The organism is Mycobacterium sp. SM3041 (genome assembly GCF_039668335.1).
In the GTDB taxonomy this organism is placed as follows: domain Bacteria; phylum Actinomycetota; class Actinomycetes; order Mycobacteriales; family Mycobacteriaceae; genus Mycobacterium.
Window position 1 is genome coordinate 103,240 of the sequence record NZ_JAYXBQ010000002.1, and the last position, 18,085, is coordinate 121,324.

General features: G+C 64.6%; 15 protein-coding genes. 10 read left to right on the forward strand and 5 right to left on the reverse strand.

Going from position 1 to position 18,085, the window contains the following annotated elements; translation table 11 throughout:
• Positions 1-498: 498 nt before the first annotated feature.
• Positions 499-1,995 (reverse strand): gamma-aminobutyraldehyde dehydrogenase, encoded by a 1,497-nt coding sequence (locus VXD91_RS02340; RefSeq protein WP_346414534.1) that lies wholly within the window; start codon positions 1,993-1,995, stop codon positions 499-501.
• A gap of 114 nt (positions 1,996-2,109) precedes the next feature.
• Here VXD91_RS02340 and VXD91_RS02345 point away from each other — a divergent pair, with 114 nt between their 5' ends.
• Together VXD91_RS02345 and VXD91_RS02350 are read left to right on the forward strand one after the other, a co-directional pair.
• The gene (locus tag VXD91_RS02345) at positions 2,110-2,631 is read left to right on the forward strand and encodes an Lrp/AsnC family transcriptional regulator (RefSeq protein ID WP_212806785.1); all 522 of its coding nucleotides are present in this window, start codon (positions 2,110-2,112) and stop codon (positions 2,629-2,631) included.
• Positions 2,628-4,013: an aspartate aminotransferase family protein gene (locus tag VXD91_RS02350; protein ID WP_346414535.1), complete on the forward strand. Its 1,386-nt coding sequence runs from the start codon at positions 2,628-2,630 to the stop codon at positions 4,011-4,013. Before VXD91_RS02345 ends, VXD91_RS02350 begins: the two co-directional genes overlap by 4 nt.
• Positions 4,014-4,058: 45 nt before the next feature.
• Here the strand turns inward: VXD91_RS02350 and VXD91_RS02355 are convergent, their stop codons facing one another.
• Complete coding sequence (locus VXD91_RS02355) at positions 4,059-4,997, reverse strand: SDR family oxidoreductase (protein ID WP_346414536.1); 939 nt, start codon at positions 4,995-4,997, stop codon at positions 4,059-4,061.
• Between the two features lie 120 nt (positions 4,998-5,117).
• Between VXD91_RS02355 and VXD91_RS02360 the strand changes: the two genes are divergently transcribed.
• Entirely contained in the window at positions 5,118-5,969 is an 852-nt protein-coding gene (locus tag VXD91_RS02360) for a helix-turn-helix transcriptional regulator (RefSeq protein WP_346414537.1), read from the forward strand.
• Positions 5,970-6,067: 98 nt separating this feature from the next.
• Here the strand turns inward: VXD91_RS02360 and VXD91_RS02365 are convergent, their stop codons facing one another.
• Together VXD91_RS02365 and VXD91_RS02370 are read right to left on the reverse strand one after the other, a co-directional pair.
• On the reverse strand, positions 6,068-7,150 hold the full coding sequence (locus VXD91_RS02365) for a CopD family protein (protein WP_346414538.1): 1,083 nt from the start codon (positions 7,148-7,150) through the stop codon (positions 6,068-6,070).
• Positions 7,151-7,565: 415 nt separating this feature from the next.
• The gene (locus VXD91_RS02370; RefSeq protein WP_244872785.1) at positions 7,566-8,216 is read right to left on the reverse strand and encodes a TetR/AcrR family transcriptional regulator C-terminal domain-containing protein; all 651 of its coding nucleotides are present in this window, start codon (positions 8,214-8,216) and stop codon (positions 7,566-7,568) included.
• A gap of 65 nt (positions 8,217-8,281) precedes the next feature.
• Between VXD91_RS02370 and VXD91_RS02375 the strand changes: the two genes are divergently transcribed.
• Both VXD91_RS02375 and VXD91_RS02380 read left to right on the forward strand, forming a co-directional pair.
• Positions 8,282-9,238 carry a PDR/VanB family oxidoreductase gene (locus tag VXD91_RS02375; RefSeq protein WP_346414539.1) on the forward strand — a complete coding sequence of 319 codons (957 nt, stop codon included), beginning with the start codon at positions 8,282-8,284 and terminating at the stop codon, positions 9,236-9,238.
• A gap of 7 nt (positions 9,239-9,245) precedes the next feature.
• A complete protein-coding gene (locus VXD91_RS02380; RefSeq protein WP_346414540.1) occupies positions 9,246-9,917 on the forward strand; it encodes an MSMEG_1061 family FMN-dependent PPOX-type flavoprotein in 672 nt (223 codons plus the stop codon).
• A 166-nt stretch (positions 9,918-10,083) separates the two neighbouring features.
• On the opposite strand, the gene VXD91_RS02385 is transcribed toward VXD91_RS02380, so the two are convergent.
• Positions 10,084-10,398: a hypothetical protein gene (locus tag VXD91_RS02385; RefSeq protein WP_212806792.1), complete on the reverse strand. Its 315-nt coding sequence runs from the start codon at positions 10,396-10,398 to the stop codon at positions 10,084-10,086.
• 672 nt (positions 10,399-11,070) lie between these two features.
• Between VXD91_RS02385 and VXD91_RS02390 the strand changes: the two genes are divergently transcribed.
• From VXD91_RS02390 to VXD91_RS02410, 5 genes are all read left to right on the forward strand, one after another.
• The gene (locus VXD91_RS02390) at positions 11,071-11,952 is read left to right on the forward strand and encodes a 1-acyl-sn-glycerol-3-phosphate acyltransferase (RefSeq protein ID WP_346414541.1); all 882 of its coding nucleotides are present in this window, start codon (positions 11,071-11,073) and stop codon (positions 11,950-11,952) included.
• 43 nt (positions 11,953-11,995) lie between these two features.
• A complete protein-coding gene (locus tag VXD91_RS02395; RefSeq protein WP_346414604.1) occupies positions 11,996-13,999 on the forward strand; it encodes an ATP-binding cassette domain-containing protein in 2,004 nt (667 codons plus the stop codon).
• A gap of 47 nt (positions 14,000-14,046) precedes the next feature.
• Entirely contained in the window at positions 14,047-14,850 is an 804-nt protein-coding gene (locus tag VXD91_RS02400; protein WP_346414542.1) for an energy-coupling factor transporter transmembrane protein EcfT, read from the forward strand.
• A gap of 1,007 nt (positions 14,851-15,857) precedes the next feature.
• Positions 15,858-16,559, forward strand: coding sequence for a response regulator transcription factor (locus VXD91_RS02405; protein ID WP_212814657.1), 702 nt, complete (start codon positions 15,858-15,860; stop codon positions 16,557-16,559).
• Between the two features lie 67 nt (positions 16,560-16,626).
• Positions 16,627-18,075, forward strand: a complete 1,449-nt coding sequence (locus VXD91_RS02410; RefSeq protein ID WP_346414543.1) for a HAMP domain-containing sensor histidine kinase — start codon at positions 16,627-16,629, stop codon at positions 18,073-18,075.
• Positions 18,076-18,085 lie beyond the last annotated feature (10 nt).

The following is an 18,085-nucleotide window of genomic DNA, read 5'->3' on the forward strand; positions in this document are numbered from 1 at the left end:
CACGGCGCGGACCGCATGCCGGCTGCAGTGCCGACGGCTGGGGTGTGAGCTAGATGACCTAGCGGGGCAACCGCTTTCGGTTCACCAGGCAACTTTAGAGTCGGGTTGTTACGAGAGGTGACGACGAATGTTAAAAGCGCCGACAAATACATTCGTCATTCACACTGAATGACGCGGCATTGGACAGCGGACACCGGTGTCGAGTAGATGTCTATTCGCGGCGAGTCGGCGCGCGTTTCTGCAGATACAGAAAATTCCGGCTATTGCCCGGTGCTGGAATCAGCGAGCCGACTGTAGTTCCGGGCCGCATACCGAATAGCGTTGTAACACAGAATATCTGGAAAGTCAGCGCAGATTTCTGGCGGCTTCAGAGCACCCGATGACAGGTGAGCGCGGCGCGCCGTTGTGACGCCCATTCACAAACTCTGCATTTCCCTGGATTTCATCGATGAGAATATTTCACAGGGCTTTGACAGCTACGGCTGCCGTCAGCGTGAACTACTTCCTATTGGCGAAGATGATGCGGTGCCATTCTTTTTCGGCGACCGAGGTGATGTCGCTCATCACGTGCTTGATGGTCAGGTATTCCTCGAACGAATAGGCACTCATGTCCTTGCCGAACCCGGAAGCACCGAAACCGCCGTGCGGCATTTCGGAGATGATCGGGATGTGGTCGTTGATCCACACGCAGCCCGCCTGGATTTCGCGCGATGCCCGCTGGGCTCGGTACACGTCACGAGTCCACGCCGAGGCCGCCAACCCGTACTCGGTGTCGTTGGCCTGCCGCAGCGCGTCGTCATCGTCGATGAAGGGTCGCACGGTCAGCACGGGACCGAAAATCTCGTCGCGGTAGATCTCGGAGTCTTCCGCAACATCGGCGATCAGGGTCGGCGGGTAGAACGTACCGGGACCCTCGGGCATGGTTCCGCCCGTCACGATCCGGCCGCCCTGCTGCTGGGCCCGCTCCACCATGCCGGCGACTTTGGTCCGGTGTGGCGTCGAGATCACCGGTCCCAGATCGGTATTCGGGTCGTGCGGGTCGCCGGTGACGACCTTGCCGAACAGTTCGGCAACTCCGGCCACAAAGTCGTCGTACAACGGTTGCGCCACGATGGCGCGGGTCGCCGCGGTGCAATCCTGGCCCGTGTTGATCAGCGATGCCGCCACCGCACCATGGATCGCGGCATCCAAGTCGGCGTCATCGAAGACCACGAACGGAGCCTTACCGCCGAGTTCGAGCTGGGTGCGGTGGCCATGGACGGCCGCAGCTGCCATCACTCGTCGCCCGACCGCTGTCGAGCCGGTGAACGTCACCATGTCGACATCGCGATGCCCAGCAAGGGCTGCGCCGACGTCCGCGCCCAGCCCGGTCACGACATTGAACACACCTTCGGGCAGCCCGGCTTCGCCGGCCAACCGGGCCAGCGTCAGCGTGGTCAGCGGGGTGATCTCGGCAGGCTTGATCACCACGGCACAACCAGCCGCCAACGCGGGCAACGCCTTCCAGACCGCCATCTGCAGCGGGTAGTTCCACGGCGTGATGGTCGCGACCACCCCGACGGCCTCGCGCCGGATGCTCGACGTGTGATCGGCCGAGTACTCGGCACTGGCCTTGCCCTCGAGGTGTCGGGCGGCACCGGCGAAAAAGTCGATGTTGTCGACGCTGCCGGGCACGTCGAAGTTCGCCGCCAGCCGGACCGGTTTACCGGTCTGGCGCACCTCCTGATCCACGAGCTCGTCGGCGTTCTCGGCGGCCAGTTGGGCCAGCCGCGCCAGAACCGTGGCCCGCTCGGCCGGAGTTGCCCGGGCCCAGCTCGGCTGTGCGGCGCGGGCCGCAGCTACTGCAGTGTCCACATCGGCGGGTGTCGCCAGCGCATATGAGGCCACGACAGCACCTGTTGCCGGATTGATGATGTCGAACGGACTGCCGTCTGTCGTCACGATCTTTCCGTTGATGAAGCTACCTGCGACGACCTCGCCTCCACCTGCGCTCACGATCTAGCACGCTACCCCAAGACTGCTGCGGTTTCCACTCGAAATCACGCTTCCTACGACTGATTCCGTCGTACATATTGTGCCGAACGACGAAATCCGTGCACAATTGACGCCATGGCCATCTCCGATGCACCGCCTGATGCCGCTGCGCTGCCTGCGCGAAGTAACCAATCTCGGGGCGGTGCCGCATTCCAGCTCGACGAGCTCTCGAAAGAGATCATCGAGCAGCTGCAGCAGGATGGGAGGCAGTCCTACGCCGCCATCGGTAAAGCAGTCGAACTATCGGAAGCGGCGGTGCGCCAACGGGTCCAGCGCATGATCGACTGCGGCGTCATGCAGATCGTCGCCGTGACCGACCCCGTTCAAATGGGCTTCGGACGCCAGGCCTTGATCGGCGTTCGCTGCACCGGTGATACCACCAAGGTCGCCGACAAACTCGCCGCCATCGAGTCTGTCGACTACGTGGTGCTGACCGCCGGCACCTTCGACATCATCATCGAAGTCGTCTGCGAAGACGACGGCCACCTGCTCGACCTGCTCAACAGCAAGATCCGAGCCGTGCCCGGGGTGTTGTCCACCGAAACGCTCGTCTATCTCAAACTCGTCAAACAGCAATACAACTGGGGCACGCGATGACCACTATCAATGCAGCACAATCACTTTCAACCGACTTGGCAGCCAAGGCCAAGCGGCACCTGTGGGGCCATTTCGCCCGCCACGGGGCCGACATCACCCCGCCCATCATCACCCGCGGCGAGGGCGTCACCATCTTCGACGACCGCGGCAAGAGCTACATCGACGGGCTTTCGGGCCTGTTCGTCGTACAGGTCGGGCACGGCCGCGAAGAACTCGCGGCCGCCGCTGCCCGGCAGGCCGAGCAACTGTCCTTCTTCCCGTTGTGGTCCTACGCAACGCCGACCGCGATCGAACTGGCCGAGCGCATCGCCAACTATGCGCCAGGCGACCTGAACCGAGTCTTCTTCACCACCGGCGGCGGCGAAGCGGTCGAGAGTGCATGGAAGCTGGCCAAGCAGTTTTTCAAGCTGACCGGAAAACCCGGCAAGCACAAGGTGATTTCGCGTTCCATCGCGTACCACGGCACGCCGCAGGGTGCGCTGGCGATCACCGGCATCCCGGCATTCAAGGCGCCGTTCGAACCGCTCACCCCCGGCGGCTTTCGCGCGCCGAACACCAACTTCTACCGGGCGCCCGATGCCTACGCACACGACCCGGAGGCCTTCGGCCGGTACTGCGCCGACCGCATCGCCGAGGCCATCGAATTCGAGGGCCCCGACACCGTCGCCGCAGTGTTCCTGGAGCCGGTGCAGAACGCGGGTGGCTGCTTCCCACCGCCGCCGGGATACTTCCAGCGCGTCCGGGAGATCTGCGACCGGTACGACGTCCTCCTGGTGTCCGACGAGGTGATCTGCGCCTACGGCCGCATCGGCTCGATGTTCGCCTGCGACGATTTCGGCTACGTCCCCGACATCATCACCAGCGCAAAGGGTTTGACGTCCGGCTACTCCCCGATCGGCGCGATGATCGCCAGTGACCGCCTGTTCGAACCCTTCAACGACGGCAAGACGATGTTCGCCCACGGCTACACCTTCGGCGGACACCCGGTGTCGTCGGCGGTGGCGCTGGCCAACCTCGACATCTTCGAGCGCGAGGGCATCAATGACCATGTCAAAGCGAATGCCCCGGCATTCCGGGCAACACTCGAGCAGTTGTACGACCTGCCGATCGTCGGCGACGTCCGTGGCGAGGGATTCTTCTACGGCATCGAGCTCGTGAAAGACAAGGCCACCAGGGAGACCTTCAACGGCGAAGAGTCCGAGCGCCTGCTGCGCGGCTTCCTGACCCCAGCGCTGTGGGAGGCAGGTCTGTACTGCCGCGCCGACGATCGCGGCGACCCAGTGATCCAGCTGGCTCCGCCGCTGATCAGTGGGCAGAAGGAGTTCGACGCGATCTACGACATCCTGCGCACCGTCCTCGACGAAGCGGGGCGACGCCTCTAGACGGCTCTGTCCCGAACTCTTGGCTGCCCGAACAGATTTGGGTGGCTACCCGCCGAAATGGGTGCCGGTCAGATCTTCGGAAGCCGTCCAGACGCGGCGGGCTTCGTCTTGGCTGCGGATTCGGCTGTAGGGCTTCTGTTCGGCGGGTGCACCACCAAGATGCATGAACCCCTTGGGCCCGTACAGCTTTCCGCCGGCATTCGGTGTGGTGGCGGCCATCAGAGCGGTGAGCTTCGCGGTTTCGACAGTTCCGACGATGAGGCCCATTGCTGAGGCTCGCCGGATGAGCCTGACACCGAGAGTATCGCCGTCGCGGCCGATCTCGGGGCGCTCGGCGAGCAGGCTCGTGGGGGCGACGCCGGGGTGGGCGAGATTGCTGGAGATCCCCCAGCCGAGCTCGCGGCTGCGCCGATCAAGCTCGAGGCCGAACAATCCGAAGGCGATCTTGGACTGGCTGTACGCACCGAAGCCGTTGTAGGACTTCTCCCAGTTGAGGTCGTCCCAATTGATTGACCCGCGGTTCGCCGCGATGCTGATCTGCGAGGTCACACGGGCTTTCCCGGCGCGCAGAAGCGGCAGTAGGTGCGCGACGAGGGCGAAGTGTCCCAAGTGATTGGTGCCGAACTGCAGCTCGAACCCGTCGGCCGTCATCTGCCTGGCGGGCGGCGTCATCACGCCGGCGTTGTTGACGAGTAGGTGAATCGGCCGGCCGTCGTCAAGCAGGCGTTGGCTCAGGCTCGCAACCGATTTGAGGGATGAGAGGTCGAGTGCCTCGACTGACACTCGAGCGTTGGGTGTCTCGTTGCGGATCGTGGCAACTGCGGCATCGGCTTTCACGGGATTGCGCGCGGGGAGGACAACCTCGGCGCCGGCCGCGGCCAGGCGACGAGCTGTGCCAAGGCCGATGCCGTCGGTACCGCCGGTCACCACGGCGCGGGTGCCGGTGAGGTCGGGCAGAGTGATATCGATCGGGCCGCGATGCATGGGGTTCCTCCATCAGGTGTGAATTCCACAGTCACACCCGCGGGTACCCGTATCCAGGGATCAGCGATCCCTGGACACGGGACGGAGTGGTCGTACTGTGATTGCGGAGAGGAGACGCAAGTGATCGACCGGGCCGGACTCGCCGAATTTCTCAGGCGCCGCCGTGGCGCACTCCAGCCGGAAGACGTCGGACTACCGCGAGGGCAACGTCGGCGCACTCAAGGTCTGCGGCGCGAGGAGGTCGCGGCGCTTTGTCACATGTCCACCGATTACTACACGCGCCTCGAGCGCGAACGAGGTCCACATCCGTCGCCACAGATGATCGCGGCGATAGCCCAAGGCCTACATCTGAGCCTTGACGAGCGCGACCACCTCTTCCGACTGGCAGGCCACCACGCCCCGCCCCGCGGTGCTACCGGCGACCACATCACCCCGGGGCTGCTGCGAGTGCTGGATCGATTGTCAGACACTGCGGCCGAGATCGTGACCGAACTCGGCGAATCCCTGCGACAGACACCGCTGGCAGTCGCGCTGACCGGGGACGCGACGAAGTTCACCGGCCCCGAACGCAGCATCATCTACCGATGGTTCACCGACCCCGCGAGCCGAGAGATCCATCCCGTAGACGACCACGCATTCCTGTCGGCGATGTACGCATCCGGGTTGCGGGCGAGTCTGGCCCTGCGCGGCCCCGATTCCCGTGCAGCGTGGTATGCCGACATGCTCCTCGCGCGCAGCGAAGAGTTCCGCGGATTGTGGGAAGACCATGCCGTCGGGATTCGGCCCGAGGAGGCAAAACGCTTCCTTCACCCGCAGGTTGGGCTGCTCGAACTCACCTGCCAATACCTCGTCGACCCCCAACAGTCCCACCTGCTCCTCGTGTACACCGCCCAGCCGGGCTCGGAGAGTTACGAGAAGCTGCAACTGCTCGCCGTCGTCGGAAACATCGCCATCGACAACCAATTCGGCTGAGCGCACTACCAGGTGGGCCGAAGTCGCCGGTCGTCGAGACGGCGACTTGCCAAGGCCTGCCCTCGGTAGCGACGAGTTACCATGCAGATTGCGGAGTTTCACATCAGTTCGCTGTCACGGGGCTTCGCGCCAAGCCGGAGTGCGAGGGCCACCAGCAGGACGAGGACCAGACCGGTAGCGGCAGCGTTCATGTCGAACGGTCCGGCGTTGGGCCAACCGGCCTCGGACCGCGCAGATCCGCGCAGGAAAGGCACAATCGCGAAAACCGCGACCACAATTACGCTTTCGCCGACCACCACTACCGGGAAGTGCTCCACCGCGATCCGCCACGCGGTGCGATTATCGCAGTCACGCTGCGCGGCGCGGATGCGTGGCAACAGCACACGCACGTTGTAGGCCCCCGCAGCCATCAGCAGCGCAACGCATATCAGTTTGAGTCCGAGCGCGCGGCCGTACGGTGTGGTCAACAGCTGAGTCGGGGTACCGACGTGGGTCCACGTCATCCAGGTTCCGCTGATGATCAACGCCCCAACCGCATACAGCGCAACGACACTGAAACGCTCCCAGAGACGCCGCCATTCATCGGTAAGGGCTGCGGCACTCTCGCGGACATCGCTGTTGCCGGCCGGGCGTCGCCCCATCACCGCCACCGTGGCCAGCACGATGAGGCCCCCGGCCCACAGCAGGGCGCCAACCACATGGGCGATCGTCAGCACGACGCTGGGCAACGCATGCGCCGTCAACGTCCGGCTGATCAGCTGCGGTACGACCGCGGTCAGGACAGCGCAGCCGGCCACACCGATGCCGGCCGAGCGTGACGGATGCCACCGGACCCAGAGCAAACCTCCGATGGTCAGCAAGTAGAAAAATGACTGCACGACAGCGATTTCGCCCGACCCGAGCCAACCACCGCGCGCGGGTGGGGCCGTGATGAATGCAGATACTGCCTGCCATGAGAGCGCCTGCACGAGTCCGGTTTTCGCGAACGCCGCCACCGCACTCAGGTGATGCAGGACCGACGTCGCAAAAACCAGGGCCGCCACCGGAAGCGCGAGGCGACCCAGCCGCCGTGCCAGGATGCCGTGGGCAGAGCACGGACTGACCAGCAAGGCCATGCCCACACCGATTCCCGTGGCACTGGCCAGTCCGATGTCATAGAGGACCTGCGTGACCACGGCCATTGCGCTCGGAGACGGAGGTGTCATGGCTCAACCCACCACCACGGGAGCGTCCGAATCGCCGACTCTCATTGTGTTCGTAGCTGATTCCTGAAAACGTGGCACGCGTATGTTTCCTCGATCGACATGTCCTGGGCAGTCTCGTGTGCACCGGATCACCCGCCATCGTTGTGCCCGCGCGTGGGTGCACGGTCAGCGCAACATGTCAACAGGCTATGAATCGAGACGTGACGACGTTTCGACCGGGCCGGCGAGCTCAACGCGCTACACCGGCTACTACACACATGTCGGCGCTGCCGACCTAGTGGCGCATTGATTAAGCCCGTTCCTGCGAAACCAACTACGACCGACGCAGAGCGGGTCGGCATGATCATTCACACTCAGCGCAGTGAGTCGTTGTATCCGCTTCTGGCGCCGGTCACGAACGGTCTGCGCCGGAACGCATTCCGGCCATGAGCAGACTCAAGCCGTAGTCGAATCGCGCGTCGAAGTCGAGCAGCTGCACGACGGGGCCGGACGCGAGGTGTGGGAAGTCTCCCGAGCGGACGACACCCTCCAGCGTCTCGGTCTCGCCGCCGGCGGCGCCCTGCTGTTCAAGGACTTCACCAAGGACGTAGCAGAACAGCGAGCTGGCCGCCCACAACGCATGTTCGCGGGCCAGGCCGCCGGCCCGGACACTGCCGACGAGCGTATCGATGAAGGTCAGGTTGGCCCGCTTGGCAGCATAGTTTCCGCCGACGATCCGCGCCCCGTCGCGCTGTGACAGCAGTGCCGAACGCAGACCCCCTGCAAGGCTTTTGACGCGATCGACCCAATCCGGGTGGTCCAGGCGCGCATTGTCGAGCGCCTTCGCCAGGATCGCCTCGGCCATCTCGTCGATGAGGGCGTCCTTGCCGTCGACCAGTCGGTAGATGGTCGGGAGGTGGGCCCGCAGCCGGTCGGCCAGCCGGCGCATGGTCAGCGATTCCAGCCCGGACTCGTTTACCAGTGCCAGGGCTTCCCCGACCACTCGGTCCACCGACAGGTTGGCGAGCGCCACACGATCGGGGCCAGTCGAGGCGGTTGACACGTTAACAATGTTAACACTACGCTCCGACCTGCGATTAACATTGTTAATGCGAAGGAGGGCGTGGCGTGGGCAGCGAACTGGGAGCCGATGGGATTGGCGTCGCGGTCCGGCAACTCCGATGGGAGGCCGACGGTGTGGTGTCCGTGCAATTGCAGCCGCGTTGTGGCGAGCTACTGCCAGCCTGGGAACCCGGAGCGCACATCGATCTGCTCCTGCCCACCGGCATCCAGCGTCAGTACTCGTTGTGCGGGCCGGTCGGTGAGCGCTCGTACTACCGCATCGGGGTGCGCCGGGAACGGACCAGCCACGGCGGCTCCGAGTACGTCCACGCGTTTCTGCGTCCAGGACAACAACTTACGGTCGCCGGCCTGCGGAATACATTCGAGCTGCGTCCGGCCGCCTCGTACATCTTCGTCGCCGGCGGCATCGGCATCACCCCTATCCTCCCGATGCTCCGTCAGGCCGAATCCTGGGGCCTGGACTGGAAACTGCTCTACGGTGGGCACACCGCCGCCTCGATGCCGTTCGCCGACGAACTCGGCGAATACGGAACGCGGGTGAGCTTCTACGCCTCTGACGCCGACGGTCGCATCCCTCTCGGCGAGCATTTCGCTCGGGTTCAGCCCGGGGCGCAGATCTATGCCTGCGGCCCTGCAGCACTGCTGTCGGCGCTGCAGGACGCCACCGCCCATTGGCCGACGGACAGTCTGCATCTCGAGCGCTTCAAACCAGGCAAGCGGACGGCATCCGCAGACGCTCCGGTCGAAGTGGTGTGTGCAGCGTCAGACAGGACCGTCAATGTCGAAGCGGGCCAAAGCATTCTCGCCGCACTCGACAATGCCGGGGTCAAGGTGCCGTCGTCGTGCCGATCCGGGATCTGCGGGGCGTGTGAGACCGCCGTGCTCGAGGGCGTCCCCGACCACCGCGACGACATCCTCTCGGAGTCCGAGCGCGCCGCCAACGACCGCATGTTCATCTGTGTTTCGCGCGCCCAGACTCCCCGACTCGTTCTCGATGCTTAGGTAATCCATGCTGCAATCAACAGGTACAGCGGCAGATTCGTACTCCCCCATCTCCATGGAGCGGGTGAGGGAGATCGTCGGATACCCGGAGAGGTTCATCGCCGAGAAGAAGGAGCCGAAACTCGGTGAATTCTCGGCTCGCTTCATCGCGCACAGCCCGTTCTTCTGCATGGCCACCGTCGGCGCCGACGGTCAGCTGGACACCAGCCCGCGGGGCGACCCACCCGGTTCGGTGCGGATCCTCGACCCGTGGACGCTCGCCATCCCCGACCGGCCGGGCAACAAGCTCGCTGATACCCACGAGAACATCACCGAGCATCCCGCGGTGGGACTGGTCTTCTTCGTGCCGGGCATCCGCGAGGTGATCCGGGTGAACGGGGACGCGTTCGTCACCGATGACCCTGAATTGCTCGAGATGCTCAGCGCCGACGGCAAACCCGCGGTGTTGGCCACCATCGTGCGCATCCGCGAGGTGTTCGGGCAATGCGGCAAGGCCGTCATCCGGGCCAAGCTGTGGGAAGGTGACAGCCGCGGACTGGCCGACGCTGTGACATTAGGCGGGGACTTCTACACCCTCACGATCACCGAGAGCGCGGCGAAGATGGCTGAGAAACTCGGCGACCTGGCGGGGTCACTCCACGCGGTGATCGACGTTCATTACGAGAACGAGTTGTACTGACCTCAGACCGCAACCGGGCAGCTCGGCCACCCGCCGAGAAACCCACGGTGGTGCCCAAGTTGGTCGCACCCAAGCGTCTAGATCACCGGCTGGAGCTGGAATCGGGGCGTTGGTGGCCCCGTGAGTGCCTTGCCTCTTCCGGCTGAGGACTTACGACAGGGCACGCCTAGTGAAACAGACTGAGGTTGAGGCTTGGGAGGGATAAGCCAGGCATGCCCAATGACAGCGGGACCGACAGGTTCACGTTGGGCGCCGGCAAACTCGACAGGTTGATCGGCGGAAAGCCACCCAGGCTCCAATCATCGCCCCAGTCAAGACCGTTGGTGTTGTTACGTGCCGTCTTCCCGGAGCGGGAATGGCCGGCCTGATTGTCCTGGTTGACCGTATCGGGCGAGGCCTGTGCAATGCCGACACCAGTCAGCGAAATAGCGAGCGCAGCGGCTGAAATGACGGTACTTCGGGTGATCAGTTTGATTCTCATGCGGCAGGGACCTCCCTCGATTGGCTGCCGTGCTGGGCAAAACGTAGCCGCCGACTCTGGGAAATCCGTATCGACGTCATAGGAGTCGGCTATGCCTACCCCGGATCCCGAGTTTCCGTATCGTCGCTGTACGGCCGAGGCGCCATACAAAAGCCTCTACCGACTCCAGAAGATACTGTCCAACAACGGTATTCACTGGAATCTAGCACTCACGGAGTCTTGCCAAGAAGATCGACCACATGCGCACGGACTTTGCGACTCCGCGAGTTTCGTTGCCTGACACCTAGCAGCCTGCGCCAGAGCTGCTGGACCGCACCAACTTTCGTTCACCCCAAACAACGGTCCCATTATGGCGTGGCGATTCAGCGGCCAGGACAGACTCGCGACATTCGACCGTGACGATGGTCATGGGTAGGGCCGGCTGTGACTCAAAACCAGCTGTATTCATACGTTTTCGCAAGCAATGTCCTAGAGGTTTGATGGATTCGGCCGATAGCTTCACGTCCGTACTGGGCAGCGGGTCGGGGCCGGCGAAGTTCCCGGGCCACACCGGTCGCACCAGGCACCGAGGTCGCTGCATCTCGGCAATCCCACGGCCTGCCTCACCCGCCATCGGGCCAAATCGCCGCCTGGTTCGGCAAATCGACACCTGGATCGGAGCACATCATCGTCATGACAATCCACTACACCGCTGAAGAGAACCTCGGTCAACCAGCGCGGGTACAGCTACTGCGCCGGGTTCTGGGGTCGGTCAGCGATGCCGCCGAACCCATCGTCGACCTGATGCGCCCTTACGTCGAAGGGCTCGAGAGCCTGCCGGCCGACGGCCGATTTCTGTTGGTGGCGAACCACACTCAGAGCTTCATCGAGGTGCCGCTGATCCTGCACTACGTGCGGCGCGGCATCGGGACGCGGGTGCGGCCGCTGGCAGAGCGGGGTATCGGCAAGATGGGCGGCCCCATGGGAGATGTGGTCGCCGCCGTCGGCGCCGTGGTCGGATCTCCGGAAAACGCCCAGGAATTGATGCGGAACAACGACACAATTCTGGTGTTTCCCGGCGGCGGCCGCGAGCTCGCCAAGTTCAAAGGCGAAGAGAACACCATCAACTGGCTCGGCCGAGCGGGCTTCGCCCGCGAAGCCATCATCGGCGGCTACCCGATCGTGCCGGTGACCCTGGTCGGCGGCGACGACATGTACCAGCATCTGTTCACCCGCGACAGCACGCTGGGCCGGCTCAGCATGACGATCAGCGAGAAGATCACCGGCCGTCCGAACATGCCGATCCCGCTGATGCGAGGGATCGGTCCCACTCTCATCCCACGGCCGCAGCGCATGTACCTGAGGTTCGGTGCCCCCATCACCACGACCAAACCCGCCGATGTCTCCGGTGAGACATGGATCGCCACGGTCAAGGAGACCACCCAGGAAGCGCTGGAAACCAGCTTCGTCGACCTTCTGAGCGTTCGCGCCGCCGACCCCTACCGCGCATTGAATCCGCTGGCGTGGCCCCGTGCCGCACGCCCGGTCAACATGAGCGACGACGCCCGTGGCTAGCCGAGTTCGCACCGAAGGCCGCGCCGGCCTGCTCCCCGGGGAGATGGCACACGCCGCGACGGTCGCTGCGGCCTCAGCAGGCCTGGCGATCTCGACAGCCGTGGTGCCGGTGACGGCATTCCTGGCCTTGGCCGCCGTCGTGCCGATCGGGCTACTCGCTCACCGCCACCGGCTACGGGTATTGATCACCGCTGCCATCGCCGGTGCGATGATCGCATTCCTCATCATTGGTGTGCCCGGCGCCATTACCGTGCTGTCCTGCGCCTACATCGGAGGGCTGGCCGGCATCGTCAAACGCCGCGGCGGCGGTATCGTCACCGTCGCCCTCACCGGTCTCACCGCAGGCGCGGTCCTCGGGACCGTCACAGCCGGCATCTTGCTGGTGCTGACGCCGTTGCGGTCGCTGATCTTCAGCGCCTTGAACGCGACGACGAACGGACTGGTTGCCGCCCTACACGCCGTTCCCGCCCTACGTGACCTCGGCGACGGCTTGGCGCACCTGACCTCGGCCGGATTCAGAGCCTGGCCACTGCTGCTAACCGGCTGGATGGCGGCCGTCGTGACGCTCGTGTCTGTCATCGGCTGGTGGATCATGTCCGGTGTCCTGCGGCGCCTCGGCGGGATCCCCGACGTCCACAAACTCGACCCGCCCCCGGCCGACCTGGCCGGGGCCGCCCCCGCCCCGCTGCCGATGCATCTGGACCACGTCAGCTTCCGGTATCCCGACGCCGAACACGACGCGCTGGCGCCGACCAACTTCACCGTCGATGTCGGCGAGCGTCTCGCCGTGGTCGGTGGCAACGGGTCCGGCAAAAGCACACTGGGACGCATTCTCGCCGGCGCCGAACCCACCACCGGCGCGGTCCACCGGCCCGGTGCAGTCGGCCTGGGCCGCATTGGAGGCACCGCTGTGGTGCTGCAACACCCGGAGACACAGGTGCTGGGTATGCGGGTTGCTGACGACGTCGTCTGGGGCCTGCCCCCGGACACACCGGTGGACGTTGATGCAATCCTGCACCGGGTAGGTCTGGCCGGGATGCGTGAGCGCGCGACAAATGGCCTGTCCGGAGGTGAACTGCAGCGCCTGGCCGTGGCCGCTGCGCTGGCCCGCTCGCCGAAACTTCTGGTAGCCGACGAAATCACCTCAATGGTGGACCCCGAGGGCCGTGAAGCGCTGCTGGCGGTGGTCGACGGCCTGACCGCACACCAGCAAATGTCAGTCGTCGAGATCACCCACTACCGCGACGAAGCCGAGAGCGCCGACCGGGTCATCAGCCTGTCCGGAACCGGAAATGACACCGCCATGGTGTCCACCGTCGCGGCACCCACTTCAGCCCCGGCCGCTGTCGGTCGCCTGCCCGCGGCAACCGGCGTGCCCGTGCTGCGACTGGACGGCGTCAGCCATCAGTACGCGACGGGCACCCCATGGGCACACACCACGCTGTCCGACATCAACCTCACTGTGCACCAGGGCGATGGCATTTTGATCCACGGCGGCAACGGGTCCGGCAAGTCGACGCTGGCATGGATCATGGCCGGCCTGACCGCGCCTTCCGCAGGATCGGTCCAGATCGATGGCCAACCCGCCGCTGAACAGGTCGGCACGATCGCCATCGCCTTCCAAGCCGCGCGCCTACAACTCATGCGGCCGCGGGTCGATTTGGAAATCGCATCCGCCGCAGGATTCGATGCAGATGAGACGGATCGCGTGGTGGCCGCGCTGGCCAGTGTCGGCCTGCACGCCGCACTCGCGCGGCGCCGCGTCAATCAACTCTCCGGCGGACAGCAGCGCCGACTGGTGCTCGCGGGCCTATTGGCCCGCAGGCCCCGGGTGCTGATCCTCGACGAGCCCCTGGCCGGCCTGGATGCTGGCAGCGCACGCGATCTCGTGCAGATGCTGACCGACCTGCGCCACACCACCGGATTGACGATCATCATGATCTCGCACGACTTCCTCGGCCTGGACCAGTTGTGCCCGCGAGTGGTCCGCCTGCACAACGGCGCGATCGAGACTCCAGTGTCGCCCGCGACGGGGGCATCGTCATGACACCCCGTACGCAAGACAAGTCTCGGGGCCCGAGGCCGCTGGTACTCATGCGACCCATCCCGGGAACAAGCCCGGTCCACTCGTTGTGGGCCGGCACCAAGATCATCGTCGCCATCGCCGTCGCGGTGATGCTGGCCATCGATCCCAGCCCCGTCCCGATCGCCGCGGTCGGCGTCCTGGACCTGGCGGCCATCTGGCTCGCACGCATCCCGAGGACCGCCTTTCCGTCCGTACCGCCGCCGGTATGGGCAGTCGTCTTGATCGGCTCCGCGGTCCTCCTGTGCGCAGGCGGGCCCCCGTTGGTCGTCATCGCCGGCCTGCATGTGGAACTCGGTGGCCTCCTTCAATTCCTGCAACTCTCGGCGCTGACCATGGTCCTGTTGCTCACAGGTGCGGTGCTCTCTTGGACCACTGACGTCGCCGATGTCGCGCCGGCCATCGCGACACTGGGCCGCCCATTGCGCCGACTGGCTATCCCTGTCGACGACCTCGCGGTGGCCCTGGCCTTGGCACTGCGGTCGTTCCCCATGCTGATCGACGAATTCAGGGTCGTGAACGCGGCCCGCACCTTGCGGCCCGCACCAGAGCTGAGCGGGATACGACGGGTGCGACAGCGTATCCGCGACGGTGTCGACCTGATAGCCACCGTCACTGCAATGATGTTTCGCCGCGCCGACGAAATGGGCGATGCGATCGCCGCCCGAGGTGGAACCGGACAACTCACCGCCGGCCGCACCAAACTCCGCCGGTCCGATTGGGTAGCACTGGCGATCGCCGGCGCCGTCTGCGCCACTGCCCTCGGTCTCGATGTGACCATGGGCGGCATCGGCGGTCCGCCGGGTCGTCACTAGGGTTGGGGACCAGCCTGCGCGGGCATCCCTGGATATCACCGGCACTCAGCGATCAATGAATCACGTTGTTGCCGACCGTCTTTCGTCTCGATGCGTCTTCTGGCCGCTCGGTGCACCGCCACATCCGCCGGATATCGGCGTATCCAATCGCGGAAGGTGATCACTCCGCGATTGTCGAAGAGTTTTTATGAATTCCCGGCCGCGATGATTATTCGTTCTCCGATTACGCCGTCGCCGAACGCGCGACGGTCACCAATCGCTTTACCCGGTCAGACGGACGGAAGACGACAGCCAAAACTGATACGGCGGCCCTAATCGACCGACAGTTTCTGCCTATGTTCGCCGACTACCGTCGATTCCGTCGCCCACCGAATTTGGCAGAGGAGAAGGACATCGTGAAGAAGTCACGTCTAGTAGTCGGATCAGTGGCCGTATGTGCCGGATTGGCTTTCAGCGCAATCGGATTCGAAACGGCAACGGCCGGCGCGATGCCACCGCCCCCACCCGGACCGGGAGCCCCGGGGGCACCGGGAGGGTGTGTTCTGCTGCTGCCGTGTGTCGGTCCACCTGCGCCCCCGCCTCCAGCGCTTGGAGTACCGAACATTCTCGGGATTCCATTGCTTCCACCGCTATAGGCCGACGGTGAAAATGGGAGGCCTGGATCGATCTCCTGATCCAGGCCTCCCGCATTCGTTCGACCAAATGAATGGACGACGCGCAGGGGGTTTCATGAACCCGACTGCTGGTACTCCCTAGAGATGCCCGACGAGATGCGGCGGACCAGGCAAGTACTCCCGGGCCAAGGCGGGACCCGACCGATGTTGGGTGGTCACGCCAGACAATCAACAATCAACTACCACCTGAAAGCTGTGTTTCATAGGTCATCCATAGGTCAACCACAGATCGTCGCTAATCCGGTTGGCAACAATGACGCGATGCGACACTCGCCAGACGCCTACGAGGCGACCCGTCGGCCACAAGCCACCGGCCCTGCAGCTCCGGCCCCGATGACTCGCCACGACGGCAGCCCGATCGAGGTGCTCGTGGTCGACGATGAACCGGCACTCGGCGACCTGGTCGCCATGGCGCTGCGCTACGAGGGCTGGCTCGTCACGGCAGCATGCGACGGTGCATCGGCCATCAAAAAGGCCGCCGACGAGAAACCCGACATCGTGGTGCTCGACATCATGTTGCCCGACATGAGTGGCCTCGACGTCCTCCACGAACTTCACCGCATCCGCCCAGAACTACCAGTGCTGCTGCTCACCGCAAAAGACACCATCGAAGATCGCATCGCTGGATTGTCCGCGGGCGGAGACGATTACGTCACGAAGCCGTTCAACGTCGAAGAAATGGTCCTCCGCATGCGGGCACTGGTTCGCCGGTCCGGCATCGGGTTTGCCGCCGACAGTGCTCAACTCGTCGTCGGCGATCTGGTGCTAGACGAAGACAGCCGCGAAGTAACCCGTGCGGGAGCGGAAATCAATTTGACCGCAACTGAATTCGAAGTTCTTCGGTTGATGATGAACAACCCGAGACGGGTACTTACCAAAGCCCAGATCCTCCGCGCCGTATGGGACTGGGATTTCGAGGGCCGCTCCAACGTTGTCGAGCTGTACATCTCGTACCTCCGCAAGAAGATCGATGCCGACCGCACGCCCATGATCCAAACGGTCCGCGGGATCGGCTATGTCCTCAAACCTCAGTGACATCGTGGTGGCGGACCCTGCCCCATCATCGCGATGTCGCTGGAATTGCGCGCCGCGTACATGGACGTTGCGGAGCCGCCTGATCGTCGTGGTTGCGGTGCTCGGAGCAGGACTGTGCACCGCTGTCGGAGCCGCCACCCTGGTTGCGCTCCGGCACTTCCTCATCAACCAACTCGACAGCCAGGTTTCCGACGCCGAATCGCGGTCCGTAACGTTCTTTGAGTTCGGACCGCCGCCATTCCTGCGATTCTCCGGTCCCGGGCCGATGTTTCTCGACGCGCCCGGCCAATCGGCAGGCACCGTGGGCGCCATCATTTCGGGGCCCGGTCAGAGTCAGGCGGCAGTCATCATGACCAGCGGCGATCGGCGCTCCGTCAGCCCTGCGGCACTGACACAGCTAGAGCGAGTTCCCCAGGGGCACAAGGTGAGTGTCTACCTCGACGGTCTGGGCCTTTACCGCCTTACCGCGCAGCAGTCCCGGGATACGGTTGTGGTGGCAGGCCTGCCGGTATCGGGAGTACAACAGACGCTGGGATCGGTCACCTGGATGATCGGTGGGTTCTCTGCGGTGGCGCTGGCGGCGGCGATCGCCGCTGGGAGCGCGATGATTCGCCGTGAGCTCGTCCCGCTGTCAAGGATGTCCGAAGCCGCGCAACACGTTGCCGAACTTCCGTTGCACGAAGGCGACGTACGACTTCCGTCCCAGATCGAACCGGTCAACGCCGACGCCGCGCATACAGAGGTGGGCCGGCTGGGCACCGCCCTCAACCGCATGGTCGACCGGGTAGCCGACGGATTGGCCACCCGCCACGCAAGCGAGACCCGCGTACGCCAGTTCGTCGCCGACGCCAGTCACGAATTGCGTACGCCGCTGGCCTCCATCCAGGGCTACACCGAGGTGGCACGACGTTTGGTGGCCGAGAGGCCTGATGCGCGACGCGACGATCTGGTCTACGCGCTCACCCGGGTCCACGCCGAGTCCCGGCGCATGAGCCAGTTGGTCGAGGACATGCTGCTGCTGGCCCGGCTGGACGCCGGCCGCCCACTCGAGAACAACGACGTCGACCTATCCCAAATGGTCATCGACGCCGTGAGCGACGCCCACATGGCGGGGCCTGAACATCGTTGGGCCCTAGACCTTCCAGACCAGCCTGTCGTTGTGGTCGGTGACCGCCAGCGGCTGCACCAGGTACTGGCCAACTTGCTGTCGAACGCCCGCGTCCACACCCCCGCCGGCACCAAGGTGGCCACCACACTCGCCGTGGGCGACGACGGATCAACAACACTGACGGTGGCCGACAGCGGCCCCGGAATTCCGCCCGATCTACTGCCGGAAATCTTCGAACGCTTCGCCCGCGGCGACGAATCCCGCTCACGAGCGGCAGGCAGCACCGGCCTCGGATTGGCCATCGCCCAGGCGGTAGCTCAAGCCCACGGCGGCACCATCTCAGTCAACAGTGGCCCGAACGGGTCTGCGTTCACGGTGACGCTGCCGGCACGCGGCCCACAGTCATAGCCGCGCCCCA

Coding starts and splice junctions, on each gene's coding strand:
- VXD91_RS02390 (WP_346414541.1), top strand. CDS start 11,071: ATGACAATCCACTACACCGCTGAAGAGAACCTCGGTCAACCAGCGCGG.
- VXD91_RS02345 (WP_212806785.1), top strand. CDS start 2,110: ATGGCCATCTCCGATGCACCGCCTGATGCCGCTGCGCTGCCTGCGCGA.
- VXD91_RS02350 (WP_346414535.1), top strand. CDS start 2,628: ATGACCACTATCAATGCAGCACAATCACTTTCAACCGACTTGGCAGCC.
- VXD91_RS02405 (WP_212814657.1), top strand. CDS start 15,858: ATGACTCGCCACGACGGCAGCCCGATCGAGGTGCTCGTGGTCGACGAT.
- VXD91_RS02380 (WP_346414540.1), top strand. CDS start 9,246: ATGCTGCAATCAACAGGTACAGCGGCAGATTCGTACTCCCCCATCTCC.
- VXD91_RS02400 (WP_346414542.1), top strand. CDS start 14,047: ATGCGACCCATCCCGGGAACAAGCCCGGTCCACTCGTTGTGGGCCGGC.
- VXD91_RS02365 (WP_346414538.1), bottom strand. CDS start 7,150: ATGGCCGTGGTCACGCAGGTCCTCTATGACATCGGACTGGCCAGTGCC.
- VXD91_RS02395 (WP_346414604.1), top strand. CDS start 11,996: ATGGCACACGCCGCGACGGTCGCTGCGGCCTCAGCAGGCCTGGCGATC.
- VXD91_RS02355 (WP_346414536.1), bottom strand. CDS start 4,997: ATGCATCGCGGCCCGATCGATATCACTCTGCCCGACCTCACCGGCACC.
- VXD91_RS02385 (WP_212806792.1), bottom strand. CDS start 10,398: ATGAGAATCAAACTGATCACCCGAAGTACCGTCATTTCAGCCGCTGCG.